16 protein-coding genes are annotated in these 14,783 nt (G+C 38.7%); 8 read left to right on the top strand and 8 right to left on the bottom strand.

Going from position 1 to position 14,783, the window contains the following annotated elements; translation table 11 throughout:
* Positions 1–91: 91 nt before the first annotated feature.
* Positions 92–1,099 carry a thioredoxin-disulfide reductase gene (gene trxB / locus SJY37_RS08580; protein WP_298326558.1) on the bottom strand — a complete coding sequence of 336 codons (1,008 nt, stop codon included), beginning with the start codon at positions 1,097–1,099 and terminating at the stop codon, positions 92–94.
* A 283-nt stretch (positions 1,100–1,382) separates the two neighbouring features.
* On the opposite strand from trxB, the gene SJY37_RS08575 reads away from it, so the two are divergent.
* The 8 genes from SJY37_RS08575 (at position 1,383) to SJY37_RS08540 (ending at position 8,389) form a co-directional block, all read left to right on the top strand.
* Positions 1,383–2,498 (top strand): PQQ-dependent sugar dehydrogenase, encoded by a 1,116-nt coding sequence (locus SJY37_RS08575; protein WP_379953010.1) that lies wholly within the window; start codon positions 1,383–1,385, stop codon positions 2,496–2,498.
* Positions 2,498–2,923 carry a cytochrome c gene (locus SJY37_RS08570; RefSeq protein WP_298326565.1) on the top strand — a complete coding sequence of 142 codons (426 nt, stop codon included), beginning with the start codon at positions 2,498–2,500 and terminating at the stop codon, positions 2,921–2,923. The genes SJY37_RS08575 and SJY37_RS08570 overlap by 1 nt, the downstream gene beginning before the upstream one ends.
* A gap of 178 nt (positions 2,924–3,101) precedes the next feature.
* Entirely contained in the window at positions 3,102–3,869 is a 768-nt protein-coding gene (locus tag SJY37_RS08565) for a ParA family protein (protein WP_298326568.1), read from the top strand.
* Between the two features lies 1 nt (position 3,870).
* A complete protein-coding gene (locus tag SJY37_RS08560) occupies positions 3,871–4,776 on the top strand; it encodes a ParB/RepB/Spo0J family partition protein (protein WP_298326571.1) in 906 nt (301 codons plus the stop codon).
* Positions 4,766–5,368 carry a DUF5683 domain-containing protein gene (locus SJY37_RS08555; protein ID WP_298326573.1) on the top strand — a complete coding sequence of 201 codons (603 nt, stop codon included), beginning with the start codon at positions 4,766–4,768 and terminating at the stop codon, positions 5,366–5,368. Before SJY37_RS08560 ends, SJY37_RS08555 begins: the two co-directional genes overlap by 11 nt.
* A gap of 3 nt (positions 5,369–5,371) precedes the next feature.
* Positions 5,372–6,076, top strand: a complete 705-nt coding sequence (gene dapB / locus SJY37_RS08550; RefSeq protein WP_298326576.1) for a 4-hydroxy-tetrahydrodipicolinate reductase — start codon at positions 5,372–5,374, stop codon at positions 6,074–6,076.
* Positions 6,077–6,130: 54 nt separating this feature from the next.
* On the top strand, positions 6,131–7,750 hold the full coding sequence (gene lepB / locus SJY37_RS08545; RefSeq protein WP_298326578.1) for a signal peptidase I: 1,620 nt from the start codon (positions 6,131–6,133) through the stop codon (positions 7,748–7,750).
* Between the two features lie 3 nt (positions 7,751–7,753).
* Positions 7,754–8,389 carry a WbqC family protein gene (locus SJY37_RS08540; RefSeq protein ID WP_298326581.1) on the top strand — a complete coding sequence of 212 codons (636 nt, stop codon included), beginning with the start codon at positions 7,754–7,756 and terminating at the stop codon, positions 8,387–8,389.
* Here SJY37_RS08540 and SJY37_RS08535 read toward each other — a convergent pair.
* The 7 genes from SJY37_RS08535 to SJY37_RS08505 all read right to left on the bottom strand — a co-directional run bounded on the left by SJY37_RS08535 (position 8,373) and on the right by SJY37_RS08505 (position 14,739).
* Positions 8,373–9,398 (bottom strand): endonuclease/exonuclease/phosphatase family protein, encoded by a 1,026-nt coding sequence (locus SJY37_RS08535; protein WP_298326584.1) that lies wholly within the window; start codon positions 9,396–9,398, stop codon positions 8,373–8,375. The two genes, SJY37_RS08540 and SJY37_RS08535, sit on opposite strands and share 17 nt — an antisense overlap.
* Before the next feature lie 3 nt (positions 9,399–9,401).
* Positions 9,402–10,286 carry a rhomboid family intramembrane serine protease gene (locus SJY37_RS08530; RefSeq protein WP_298326587.1) on the bottom strand — a complete coding sequence of 295 codons (885 nt, stop codon included), beginning with the start codon at positions 10,284–10,286 and terminating at the stop codon, positions 9,402–9,404.
* Between the two features lie 9 nt (positions 10,287–10,295).
* Entirely contained in the window at positions 10,296–11,048 is a 753-nt protein-coding gene (locus SJY37_RS08525) for a rhomboid family intramembrane serine protease (protein ID WP_298326590.1), read from the bottom strand.
* 2 nt (positions 11,049–11,050) lie between these two features.
* Complete coding sequence (mutL, locus tag SJY37_RS08520) at positions 11,051–12,925, bottom strand: DNA mismatch repair endonuclease MutL (RefSeq protein ID WP_298326593.1); 1,875 nt, start codon at positions 12,923–12,925, stop codon at positions 11,051–11,053.
* Between the two features lie 12 nt (positions 12,926–12,937).
* Complete coding sequence (locus SJY37_RS08515) at positions 12,938–13,225, bottom strand: hypothetical protein (RefSeq protein ID WP_035334344.1); 288 nt, start codon at positions 13,223–13,225, stop codon at positions 12,938–12,940.
* A 180-nt stretch (positions 13,226–13,405) separates the two neighbouring features.
* Positions 13,406–13,903, bottom strand: a complete 498-nt coding sequence (gene ribH / locus SJY37_RS08510; RefSeq protein WP_298326600.1) for a 6,7-dimethyl-8-ribityllumazine synthase — start codon at positions 13,901–13,903, stop codon at positions 13,406–13,408.
* Between the two features lie 50 nt (positions 13,904–13,953).
* A complete protein-coding gene (locus SJY37_RS08505; protein WP_108878090.1) occupies positions 13,954–14,739 on the bottom strand; it encodes a tetratricopeptide repeat protein in 786 nt (261 codons plus the stop codon).
* Positions 14,740–14,783 lie beyond the last annotated feature (44 nt).

Here is a 14,783-nt window from a genome sequence, read left to right as displayed (position 1 = left end):
AGTCACAAGACGAGAGATGTCCGCAAAGAATCACAAACAAAAAAACGACAGCTCTCGCTGTCGTTTTTAAATTCTATATAAGGTATGTCCTTTACTGACGTGCAGCAGGAACCTCATCCACATATGTAGAACCTACTCCTGGCTCGTCTTGTGGAAGCTCGTCTTTTGACGCTAAGTAGCGTTCTGCATCTAGGGCAGCCATACATCCTGTTCCGGCAGCGGTGATAGCTTGGCGGTACACGTGATCTGCTGCATCTCCAGATACAAATACGCCTGGTACGTTCGTTTTAGAAGTTCCTGGTGTATTGATAATATATCCAGTCTCATCTAACTTTAAATATTCTTTAAATATATCTGTGTTAGGCTTGTGCCCTATCGCTACAAAAAATCCTGTTGCTGAAATATCATGCTCTTCACCAGTGACATTATTTTTTACTCTTGCTCCTGTCACTCCTACATCGTCACCTAATACCTCAACAGTTTCTGTGTTGAAAAGGATTTCAATATTCTCTGTTTTCTTAACACGAGCAGCCATAATCTTAGAAGCACGGAACTCATCACGACGCACTAGCATCGTTACTTTTTTACATAATTTAGAAAGGTAGTGTGCTTCCTCACAAGCGCTATCTCCAGCACCTACGATTACTACTTCTTGACCTCTATAAAAGAATCCATCACAAACAGCACAGGCAGATACACCTCCACCCATTTTAAGATACTTCTGCTCAGAAGGTAATCCTAAATATTTTGCACTTGCTCCTGTAGAGATGATGATTGATTCTGCATGTATTTCCTTTTCTCCGTTGATCCACGCTTTATGCACGTCTCCAGAAAAATCTACTTTAGTCACCCATCCGTCACGCACGTCCGTATCAAAACGTTGTGCTTGTTTCATTAACTGCACCATCATTTCTGGTCCAGTAACACCATCTACATACCCAGGGAAATTCTCTACTTCATTTGTAGTTGTAAGTTGGCCACCTGGCTGTTGCCCTTGGTATAACACTGGTGCCATATTTGCGCGTGCTGCATAAATTGCTGCGGTATATCCCGCTGGTCCTGAACCTATGATAAGGCATTTTACTTTTTCTACTGACATACTGTATTATTTTTAAGCTTTCGCGAAAGCGTAATAAACACTTTTACAATCGCACAATTCTTATTTATATCTTCCTTACAAAAGTAGGTTTTACAAGCCAAACCTTACAATCAAGTTATCAAGAAAACGAATGGCTTTATCACCAAAAGTGATATAACTGACAACGAGCTTACTCTTGCATAGATTAAAGATAAGATTCTAAGCTCTTACACGTGTTTTCAAATTGTTAATACATCATAGAGTGTGATGATAATTCTGTAATTTGCCATTAAAATCTGATACTATGAAAAGTCGTTTTACTTATATCTTATTATTACTTGTTGCAAGTGTGGCTTGCGCGCAGGAAACTAGAGAAAATGATGTCACACTAACCTCAAACCTAGATTATACCTATGAGGTTATTGTTCCAGAACTTACTAACCCTTGGGGACTGGTAGTATTGCCAGATGAGTCTATGCTTATCACTGAAAAAAGTGGAGAACTCATACACTTTAAGGATGGTGTAAAGACAATGATTACTGGAGCTCCAGAGGTGGTAACGCGTAATCAAGGTGGTTTACTTGACATACGTTTGCATCCAGATTATGCGAGTAATGGCTGGATATACATCACGTACTCATCACCAGAAGGCGAAGAAGATGGTGCGATGACAGCACTTATGAGAGCAAAATTAAAAGACGGCGCGCTTACCGAAAAGAAGGTATTATATAAAGGAAGCCCAAATACGAGAAAGGGACATCACTTTGGCAGTCGTGTGCGTTTTGATAAGGATGGATACCTCTACTTTTCTATAGGAGATCGTGGTGAAAGAGATCAAAATCCGCAGGATATTACTCGTGATGGAGGTAAGATTTATAGACTGAATGCAGATGGAAGTATCCCTACAGATAATCCTTTTGTAGGTCAAGACGGAGCAAAAGAGGCTGTTTTCTCTTACGGACATCGTAATCCGCAAGGAATGACTGTACATCCTGAGACAAGTAAGATATGGATACACGAGCACGGACCACGTGGTGGGGATGAGATTAATATCCCTGAGGCTGGCAAAAACTTTGGGTGGCCAGTAATCTCTTACGGTATTAATTACAGCGGAACTACGTTTACAGAAATTTCAAAAAAAGAGGGAATGGAGCAGCCAGTGTATTACTGGGTTCCTTCTATCGCTCCTTCTGGGATGACTTTTGCAACTAACACTGGTGATGCAAAACTTGACGGTAACTTGTTAATTGGTTCACTTAAGTTTGAATACCTAGAACTTGCCATTTTAGAAAACGACAAGGTAGTTTCTCGTGAGAAGTTGCTTGAAGATGTAGGTCGTGTGCGCAATGTGATTAATCACAATGGCACTATCTATGTAGGTGTAGAGGGAAAAGGAATCCTTAAACTAGTTAAGAAATAATGAAGCTACTTATAAGTTTATGTACGGCAGGAGTTAGTGTTTTTTTATTTTTCGCGAAAGCGGAAAAAGAAATTTATACCTCCCAAGACCCACTTGCTCAGTCTATCGAGCGTGGTGCAGAGGTATATCTAGACTTTTGCATACAGTGCCACTTAGGAAAAGGTGAAGGAGTCGCTGGAACATTCCCGCCGCTTGCTGGCTCAGACTGGCTCACAGAAGATCGCTATAAAGAGGCAATAAAAGCTGTAAAGTATGGACAGCAAGGTCCAATTACTGTAAACGGCGTTGCCTATGATGGTGTGATGGCAAACCTAGAACTTTATGAGGATGAAGTGGCAGATGTGATGAATTATATCATGAACAACTGGGGAAACACTCAAAAAGAAATGATTACTGAAGAGGAAGTAAAAGCTATCTCAAAATAAAAATTGGAGATTTTATTTCATAATTACTAGAAATAGTAGTCCTGGTTTTATCACTGTAAGCCACTACTTTTTAAAATATCGATGAGCCGAGAATATTCTTCTCGGCTTTTTCATTTCTATTCCATTTCAATAACCCATTTTAAATTGTATTTTTACCTCCTAATCGTCCTCAAATTTTATGGGTAAAATAATTGCTATTGCAAACCAAAAAGGTGGTGTGGGCAAGACCACTACTTCTGTTAATCTCGCTGCCTCTCTAGGTGTGCTAGAGAAAAAAGTACTCCTTATTGATGCAGATCCTCAGGCTAATGCGAGCTCTGGGCTAGGCATTGATGTAGAAGGTGTAGAGATAGGAACTTACCAACTGCTAGAACATACTAACAATGCAGAGGAAGCGATTATAAAAACGTCTTCCCCTAATCTTGATATCATACCTGCACACATTGACCTTGTTGCTATAGAAATAGAACTTGTAGATAAGGAATCTCGTGAGTACATGATGAAGAAAGCTATAGGGCATTTGAGAGAGCAATATGACTATATTCTTATAGATTGTGCACCATCATTAGGCCTACTTACACTTAATGCCCTTACTGCGGCAGATTCTGTAATTATCCCTATTCAATGTGAGTACTTTGCGCTAGAAGGATTAGGAAAATTATTAAACACCATAAAAAGTGTTCAAAAAATTCATAACCCAGATTTAGATATCGAAGGTCTCTTACTCACAATGTTTGATTCTAGACTACGATTATCTAATCAAGTGGTAGAGGAAGTTCAAAAACATTTTAGCGAGATGGTTTTTGAGACAATCATACAGCGTAATGTACGTTTAAGTGAGGCACCTAGTTATGGTGAAAGCATTATAAACTACGATGCAGCAAGTAAAGGAGCAACTAATTACTTGAGCCTAGCTCAAGAACTTATTACAAAAAATAATAGCTAGAATGGCTAAAGCAACAAAAAAACAAGCGCTAGGTCGCGGACTTTCGGCACTACTGAAAGATCCAGAAAACGACATTAAGAGCGCCGAAGATAAAAATGCAGACAAGGTTGTAGGTAATATCATTGAGCTAGACCTAGGTGATATAGATGTCAATCCTTTTCAACCTCGTACAAGTTTTAATGAGGAAACTTTAAGAGAGCTTGCCTCATCTATACGTGAACTAGGCGTTATACAGCCTATTACTGTGCGTAAGATGAGTTTTGGTAAGTACCAGCTGGTTTCTGGAGAGCGTCGTTATAGAGCTTCAAAGTTAATAGGCAACGCAACCATTCCTGCATACATACGTATCGCAAATGATAATGAGAGTCTTACGATGGCTCTTGTTGAAAATATACAGAGACAAGATCTTGATCCTATAGAAATCGCACTTTCATACCAGCGATTAATAGATGAGATTAACCTAACGCAGGAGCAAATGAGTGACCGCGTGGGTAAAAATAGATCTACAATCACAAATTACTTACGCTTATTAAAGCTTGATCCTATTGTACAAACGGGAATGCGTGATGGCTTTTTGTCTATGGGACATGGTCGTGCACTCATCAATGTAGATGATACTAGTGACCAACTGGATATTTACGAAAAAATCTTACAAGAAAAGCTTTCGGTAAGACAGACTGAGGCACTGGTAAAGAATTATCATGCTACCTCTACTATTGAAACCCCTACAGAGCAAAAGGAAGAAACTCCTAAGTTCATTAAAAAAGGAACTAAAGACTTTGCCGAGTATTTTGGAGCTAAAGTTGATATCAAAGTAGCAAAAAATGGTCGCGGAAAAATTTCTATTCCCTTTTCTTCAGAAGAGGACTTTAATCGCTTACAGAAATTAATCAATAGTGCAAAGTAACAAATACCTCTTACTGGTTTTTTTATTGTGTTTTTACGCTTTCGCGAAAGCGCAACAAGACGCTCCTGCAGAAGCTATCATAGATGCAGATAAGGTAGAAGGCCCATCTAGCAAAGAACCTTACGACCCATTGAGACCGGCTAAAGCCGCATTTTATGGTGCCGTACTTCCAGGTCTAGGTCAAATTTATAATAAAGATTACTGGAAACTTCCATTAGTATACGGAGCTCTAGGCTCTACGATATATGGTGTATCCTTTAATGGTAATCAGTCAGAGCGTTTTAGAACAGCTTTTAAAGAAAGACTTGCTGGTCGCATAGACGAGTTTACCACAATAAATGAAGATGGCACCACCACAGAAATCTTTTCTGATGATGCACTTCTTAATGGTCAAGAACAATTTAGAAAGAGAAGAGACCTTTTTATCCTAGTCTCTGCTGGGGTTTATATTCTCCAGATTATAGAGGCAAATGTAGATGCTCACTTATCGCAATATGATGTAGATGATGACTTGACCTTTGGTCCAGCACTCTACTTTGACGACTTAGGGCAGACCATGAATTATGGACTCTCTTTTAATTACAAGTTTTAGTATATGAAAATAGCACTCCTAGGCTATGGAAAAATGGGTAAAACCATCGAAAGCATTGCCACAGATAGAGGTCACGAGATTGTAGCAAGAGTAAACTCTCCTGAGAGCTTTACACTAGCAGATGCAGATGTTGCCATTGATTTTAGCATCCCTGATAGTGCTGTAGACCATCTTACAAAATGTTTTGAAGCAGGAGTACCCGTTGTTTCTGGAACAACAGGTTGGCTGGACAACTATCAAGATATGATTGCTCTTTGTACTAAGAACAAAGGTGGATTCATTTATGCTTCAAACTTTAGCGTAGGCGTTAATTTATTTTTTGAGTTTAATAGAAAACTCGCAGCTATCATGGCGCCTCATAAAGACTATGAAGTCGATATGACCGAGATACACCACACTCAAAAACTAGACGCACCTAGCGGCACCGCTATCACACTTGCAGAAGGTATTATTGAAGCATCAGATTATACAGCTTGGGATCTCAATGAAGGACAGAACATACAAGAAAATCACCTCCCAATTTCTGCCGAAAGGGAAGGCACTGTACCCGGCACACATATTATCAACTACAAGAGTGAGATAGACACGATCACCCTAAGCCACGAAGCACACTCTAGACAAGGATTTGCTTTAGGAGCCGTAGTTGCGGCAGAATGGTTACAAGGAAAACAAGGAGTTTTCACTATGAGGGACGTTTTAGGTCTTTAACTTGTAACAATATCTAATAACGTAAGACCAACTTACAGATTCAAAATATTATAGATGACACTTATACAATGGTTTATATTTTTTCTAATTGTTCAAGCAGTACACTTTGCTGGAACTTGGAAACTCTACGTACGCGCTGGTCGTAAAGCATGGGAAGCAGCAGTACCAGTTTACAATGCAGTAGTACTCATGGGTATTATAAATCGTCCTAAATGGTGGACCATTTTGTTATTTGTACCTATCGTAAACCTTATTATGATACCTGTAGTATGGGTAGAAACTGCTAGATCATTTGGCTTTAACACGTTTAAAGATACAGCGCTTACGGTGCTCACAGGAGGATTGTATTTATATTACATCAATTACGCCACAGATGCTCCATACAAACACGATAGAGATATTAATCCTAAATCGTCTAGCGGAGAATGGACAAGTTCTTTACTGTTTGCAATAGTAGCAGCCACATTAGTGCATACATATTTCATGCAGCCATTTGTAATCCCGTCTTCATCACTAGAGAAAACATTACTTGTAGGCGATTGGTTATTCGTAAGTAAGTTTCATTACGGAGCGAGAACACCTATCACTACCGTAGCAACACCTATGCTACATGACACCATTTACGGTACAAAAACCAAGAGTTACTTAACACGACCACAATTACCATATTTTAGACTTCCTGGTTTTCAAGATATCAAACGTAATGATATTGTTGTATTTAGTTGGCCAGTTGATACGCTTACAGATATTACACCTGGGCACATGCGTGGTAGTGTGCGTAAACCTATTGACAAGAAGTCTAACTATGTTAAGAGAGCTGTAGGAATAGCTGGAGATTCTCTCGAAGTACGCGATGGCTATGTATATATCAATGGAGAGCAAAACGATCTTCCAGATCGTGCTCGTATACAGTTTAGCTATAAGATTGTGTCTAAAGAGCTACTCGTAAAACGGGCTACAGATGCAAATGGGAATTATGTAGTACCTACAGATCTGGTAAATGGTCGTTATGAGATTTCTGATATTTATTTATCTGGAGCAGAAGGACCAAACGGACCTTATGAGCACATGGCACACGCGAGTGAAGCAGCCATTGAAAAATTAAAAAACAATGCCAATATCATAAGTATTGAACGCACACGATATGATGCTCAAGAAAACAACACAGGGATCTTTGGAGCTATGCCAGGCCGAGCTTCTAGTGTAGATAACTTTGGACCTATTTACATTCCAGAAGAAGGTACAACAGTAGCTATAAATACAGAGAGTCTTCCTTATTACCAGCGCATCATTGAAGTGTATGAAGGTTATGAAATGGGTAGAGAACGTGAAATCACAGTTAATGGTAATCAGATATTAATGAACGGCGAGCCTCTTACCGAGTATACTTTTGAGCAAAATTATTACTGGTTAATGGGTGACAACCGTCACAACTCTCAAGATGCAAGAGCGTGGGGTTACGTTCCTTTTAATCACGTGGTAGGTAAGCCTGTGTTTGTATGGTTTAGTAAAGACGCAAACGTTCCTGGTTTTAACGGAATACGATGGGATCGTGTATTTACAACCGTAGGTGGTAATGGACCTTTAGTAAGTTATCGCTACTGGTTTTTAGGAGCCTTATTATTATACATAGGATGGTCTTTCTTTAGAAAGAAAAAACAGGCTAAGAAGTAATTTATGAAACCAGCTCTTATTACCGTAGGCTACTGTGCTCCTATTATACAATACGCAGTAATTTATCAAACCGAACAACTTCACATTGAAGCCAAAGGAAATTTCCAAAAGCAATCGTACCGCACGCGTATGAAGATTGCTACATCTACTGGTGAGTTAACACTCATTGTTCCTATTCTTCACCGCAAGGATAAAACAGAGCGCCAGCAGTATTATGATGTAAAGATTGAGAATAAATTTCACTGGCAGCGTGATCACTGGAGATCTCTTAAAATTGCATATCAAACCTCGCCATACTTTGAGTATTATGAGGACGATTTTGAGCATTTATATCATACCACTTATGATAGCCTTATAGACTTTAACAACGCTTGTCATGCTGTTATTATGGAGTGTTTACAGTTAGAAATCACACCTATTCTTACGGAAGAGTTTTTTAAAAATCCTGAACAATTAGACTATAGAGATCTCGTTCAAGCAAAAAAAGAACCGAGCTATCCTTTACCAGAATATCACCAACTCTTTAACGAGAATCACGGGTATTTATCTAACCTAACCATTCTTGACTTACTATTCAATTTAGGCCCTAGCGCACAAGATTATCTAGCAAAGGTTAATCTAATTAACGAGCTAGCATAAGAGTCGCCATAGAAGGCTTGTGATCGCTTAAATCTACATCGTAGGTTTCAAAGTTTGTGACTGGCAACGACTCGTCTACTAAGATGAAGTCTATGCGTAAAGGAATGATGTCAAACCAGAAGGTTGCTCCCGTTCCTGATCCCGCTTTCGCGAAAGCGTCAACCTTATTACCTTTCACCTTGCGATACATATAAGAAGTAGCGCTATTATTAAAATCGCCAGTTACGATAACCGGATAGGGAGATGTAGCTTCGTTATTTAAAAACTTAGCAACCTGAGTTTCTTGCTTCTCAAAAGCTTGACCCAATCTACCCAGTAATTTTTTTGAGTTCTCCTTTTGTAAGTTTGCTAGATTAGGAGATAAACTGAAAGATTGAAAATGCATATTATACACTCTTACTGTATCAGTAGCAGTCGCTATATCTGCGTAAATTCCATTATTACCAGTATTTTTAAAATCCAATGAACCACTATTGATAATTGGATATTTTGAAAAAATCACCTGACCAAAAGATTTACTAGGTGATTTCATCACTTTGTACTCATAAGGATAAACCTTCTCATCAGGCTTAAATCCTGGGTAATATTCTTGAAAAGAAACAACATCAGGGTTTTTATCTGAGATTAGCTGTATGGTGCGTTCACCTACTTTCACCTCATCAGACCAACCATGAATATTAAACTGTCGCACATTATAGGTAAGTACTTTTAATGTGGTTCCATCATCTATATCTTCACCTCCACCTAAACGTACAAGAGAGAAAATATGTGTAATCCCTAAGGCTAGAATAATAGCAGATAATAACAATTGCTTCCTCCCTCTGAAAAGCCAATACATCAAGAACAAAAAGTTGATAATAAGCAATACAGGAAGCACAAGGCTAAGCACAGAAAGTGCTGGAAAGATATGTGGAGGTATAAATGGTAATAAATAACTAGCTAGTAGGAGTACGGCAAATATGCTATTTACAAAGAAGATAATCTTACCGAAGAATTCGAGCTTTTTCATCTCTTATTCCTTACCGGCTTTAAATAAAAAGTCCTTCTCAGCCTTAGACAGACTATCGTAACCGCTTTTACTAATCTTATCTAGAATAGCATCTATGCGTTGTTGCTGCTCAGATTTTGATCCAGTTGCAGTACTTCTTGTTTTAGATCCCGCATTCTTTGCTGTTCTATGTACAGTACGAAGTGGAGATTTCTTTTCTTTTTTAGGTGTTTTAGTAAACCAGCCCGTCACTGAATCCATGATTTTTTCAAACCACAATCCAATGTCATTACCTTTAAGTAATTGCTTTGCATATACAAACCCAAAAGCCGCACCACCTAAGTGAGATATTAATCCGCCAGCGTTTCCAGAATCTAACATTAATAAATCTCTAAGCACTACAAACACGGCAATCCACCAGAGCTTGATATTAAATGTAAATATTCTTATCTCTGCATTAGGTGTGTATGTCCCTATGAAAACGACAATGGCATTTACAGCTGCACTTGCGCCTAGCAACACACCTGTACCTCTAAACGCTGGAAGCACGTTGTATAACAAAGCAAAAAGTGTACCTCCAGCGATAGCACCCAGAAGGTAAATTGCAATAAATTTCTTTTCAGAAAAGATGTTTAACACAAACCTTGAGAATACATATAGCCAGACCATATTCCAGAACAAATGCCCAAAACCAGCATGTAAAAAAGCATACGTAAGTATACTCCACGGCTGCTGTAAGAATCTCACAAAGTCTGATGGCAATACAAAGTATCTACTAAAGAAATCTGATCCTAAACCAGATATCCATGGAACGATATTAAAAAGCAAGTACACAGCTACATTAATCACAATCAATTTGATTGCAATGTTTGCGGTACTATATTTATATGCTAGTGATGTATTTGCCATATGTAAATATCAATATTGACCTAATCCTTTTTTCTTCCAGTAAAACATCATTACAAATCCAAATAAAGCACCACCAAAGTGAGCCCAATGTGCAATGTTTGCCCCAAAAATTGAGAAGCCTGTTACACCAGAAAATAAATCTATCCCTACAATGATAGGTATAAAGTATTTGGCCTTGATAGGAACAGGAATAAATAACAACCCCAATGAAGCATTAGGAAACAACATCCCAAACGCTACCAAAAGCCCCATTATTGCACCTGAAGCTCCTACTGCGGGAACATAGAATGAGTTATATAACTCCTGCCCTAATTCGAGTGGTATTTTCCCTGCATTTACATATCCATTGAGAGACGACAAACTAGTAGTCATCTCTTTTATCTGGCTTGCATTAAAACCTAAAGCCATTATAGCATCACTTGCGCTATTAAAATGATAATAGTTGACCAGTGTATGTATCAGAGCTGCTCCAAGACCTGCCGAAAAATAAAAGAATATAAATCGCTTTTGTCCAAGTGCATTTTCTATAGGGCTTCCAAACATCCAAAGTGCATACATGTTAAAAAGTATGTGCATAGGGCTTCCCATATCATGCATAAACATATGCGTGAGTGGCTGCCATACTTGCCAGCTAGGATTTTCAACAAACCACAATGCAAATAATTGCATTGCTGGATCTGGCTTTATAATAAACAAAGATCCTAGATAGAAAATCACATTAACTATCAGTAGTATTTTTACTGTTTCAGTTATTCTTCCCATACCTACTTAAATTTTCTTTCTAAGTCTTCACTTGTCATGGTCACAAACGTCTTGCGATTAGTAGGTGAAATACTCGGTTCTTTACAAGCAAAAAGACTATTTACAAGATGCTCTCTTGACATATTATCTAAAGACACTCCTCCTTTTACAGCTAGACTTTTTGCCATACTCTTTGCCAGTGTGTCCGTTTGACTAAAGCCACTATCTGGCACCTCATTCTCAAGATCACTTAGTAACTGGTCTATCACCACCGGCACTTGGCTCTCTGTGATAGATGTAGGAATTCCATTTATTTCAAGAATATCTCCACTTATAGTTCCAAAGATAAAACCTGTGTTTTCTAGTCCAGCTTTGAGTTCTTCAATAAGTGCTAGTTCTGTAGTACTATAAGCCAATGTTAATGGAAATAACAGTTGCTGACTTACAGACTCCTTTACCGTGATGTTACGCAAGAACTCTTCATAAAGGACACGCTGATGCGCTCTATGCTGATCTATAATCACCATCCCACTCTTGATGGTACTAACTATGTATTTATTATTAAGTTGGTACGTAGATGATTCATCTTTAGAAGGTGAAGTCGATATATTTTGCATCGTACCGTTAAGTCCGCTCTCAAACATATCTGGAGTACTTACCTCTTTTTCAAAAGTCATTGTACTTACGGCTGTTGCTTGAGATTCCATCCCTTCATACATATTCTCCCACCCAGCAGCACTAGGCTTCTCAAATTCTGGACGTTGCGCTCCACGTTTTGGTGGTGCTACATTTTCAAAAGGATTAAATGTTCGGTCTACTTCTATCTTAGGCGTTACAATACCCTTGTTTTTATAATCGTAAGGAGTATCAAGTTCGCTATCGCGATTAAAATCAAGCACCGGCGCAATACTAAATTGCCCTAAACTATGCTTGATAGTACTGCGCAGCATTGCATATAATGCATGCTCGTCATCAAACTTTATCTCCGTCTTAGTAGGATGTATATTGATATCAATCGTACTTGGATCTACCTTAAGGTATAAAAAGTAGCTCGCTCTAGCTCTTTCTGGCAAGAGACCATCAAAAGCTGCCGTTACAGCATGATTGAGATATGCGCTTTTTATAAAGCGGTCGTTTACAAAGAAAAACTGCTCTCCTCGTGTCTTCTTAGAAAACTCAGGTTTTACTACAAATCCGTTTATGGTAAGAATGTCTGTCTCTTCTTGAACAGGAACTAATTTCTCATTAGTTTTTCCTCCAAAAATATTAACAATACGTTGCTTGAGATTCCCTTGAGGCAATTGAAACAACTCACCTTCATTGTGATACATTGCAAAAGCAATATCTGGATGGGCAAGTGAAACGCGTTGAAACTCGTCAATTACATGACGTAGCTCAACACTATTAGATTTTAAAAAATTACGTCTCGCTGGGATATTAAAAAATAGATTTTTTACAGAAAGCGAAGTTCCCTTAGGCGTAGCACAAACCTCTTGTGCATTAATCTTACTCCCTTCGATCTCTATGCGCGTTCCTACCTCTGCTCCTTCTGGACGCGTCTTAAGTTCTACGTGAGCAACTGCCGCAATAGATGCGAGTGCTTCCCCACGAAAACCTTTTGTATTTAAATTGAATAAATCATCTGCTGTAGTAATCTTAGATGTAGCGTGACGTTCAAAACTCATGCGAGCATCGGTATCACTCATTCCTTTTCCGTCATCTATAATCTGGATCAAGGTTTTACCAGCATCTTTTACTATAAGTTTAATGGTAGATGCTCCTGCATCTATAGCATTCTCAAGTAATTCCTTAACCACAGAGGCTGGGCGCTGCACAACTTCTCCCGCAGCGATCTGGTTTGCTACGTGATCGGGTAAGAGTTTAATAATGTCTGCCATTAGGACTTACGGTTATAGCGGATTTGTAAATATGGATAAGTCGAAGTCTATAATCCAAAGAAATAATAATACCATGAGAATGAATATAATGGCGATTGTACGGTTATATCCACCTTTACGACTTTCTTGGAGCTCGTCCCACGCAGTAGTAATTTTTTTCTTTAGTCCACCGTTGTAGTCGAGCGTTTTACGGTGCTCATCAAAGCGTCCTTCTATCTTAAAAGGGCTCCCTTCCTTATCGCTATTATAATAGCGCGGCTCGTAACTATACTTCTTATTTGTGCGTTTTATAATTCCCATAATACTATTGTTTCAAAGATACAATTTCGTATCCAAAAAGCGTACCGTTCCATTGATTCTCCCTAGAGAATTAAGAACAATCATATCAAAAGGAACCACAAATAGCACGACAACTACTATGAGATATAATAGATTGTTGTTTGTTTATTACGCTTTCGCGAAAGCGTAACCCTACAAAATTTAGAACTTTGCATCTTTTCTCAATTGCGCCATTTTTATAGCTGCAATCGCTGCTTCTGTTCCTTTATTGCCATGTATACCGCCACTACGGGCTCTGGACTGCTCTATGTTATTATCTGTAAGCACACAGAAAATCACAGGAATATCTTGTTGTAAGTTCAGGTCTTTAATCCCTTGAGTTACTCCTTCACATACAAAATCAAAATGCTTAGTCTCACCTTGAATCACGGTACCGATAACGATGATAGCATCTAGCATGTCATATGCTTGTGTCATCTTCTTAGCTCCATAGATGAGCTCAAATGCTCCTGGAACATTCCAGCGCACAATATTGTCGTTAATCGCCCCACAATCCTTTAAAGCATCAAATGCGCCCTTAAAGAGTCCTTCTGTGATCTCATCGTTCCACTCAGAAACAACAATCCCAAACTTGAAGTCTTTCGAGTTTGGGATGGTTGCTTTATCATAGGCCGAGAGGTTGTTACCTGCTGTTGCCATAATAGTAATTTATGTTATAGTACAAAGCGCTTTAAATGCGCTTGACTATGTTATTTTGCTGCTTGCGCGCGACCTAAGTATAAGTCTACTTGACTTGCATACTCAGATGTTGCATACTCCTCTTTGATACGAGTAAGATGCTTTACTGCTGCATCCATCTTTCCTAGATCGATTGCTGCTACACCTGCTTTAAATAAGAAACGTGGTGTTGTAAAGTCATTTGCGTTCATCCCTGCTGCTTTCTCATAATAATCAAGAGCCTCATCTGCTTGACCTAGTTGCATGAATGCATCACCTATTGCTCCTTTTGCAAGTGGCGCTAGCATTTTATCATCACTAGAAAAATCTTGCAAGTGAGTGATTGCGTTTTGATAATCTTTAATCTCAAGGTAAGACATTCCAGCATAATAGTGAGCAAGGTTACCAGAAGGAGTACCTCCATAGTTATCTGCCACGTCTAGAAGACCATATTTACCGTTCTTTCCATTAAGTGCCACCATGTAAAGTGAATCTTTAACAGAAGTATTTGTTGCTTCTAGTGCTGTTGTAAAGCTTTCTTGAGCAACTACAAGCTCATTTGCTGCTTCTGCTCTTGCAGGTTCTGCAACAAATTTACTGTATGCTAGGTACAATAAAGCAATCACAAGGATAGCTATGATAACTCCTATCACAGGTTTTTGGTTTTTTTCAAACCACTCCTCTGCTTTATTCGCTCCTTCATCTAGTGATCCAAAGACCTCTGCCGTTGTGCTTTCGCTATCATCTATAAACTCTTCAACTTCTTCCTTTTCAGGCTTCGTTTTCGATTTATATCCTCTTTTATTATATGTTGCCATATTTCGTCGTTTATTAGTCGGGCAAAAATATAATATTTATTGAA

It is taken from the genome of Dokdonia sp. R78006, from assembly GCF_042466145.1.
Lineage (GTDB): Bacteria > Bacteroidota > Bacteroidia > Flavobacteriales > Flavobacteriaceae > Dokdonia.
The sequence above is the reverse complement of the archived record's forward strand: the minus strand, read 5'-3'. Positions and strand labels throughout refer to the sequence as shown.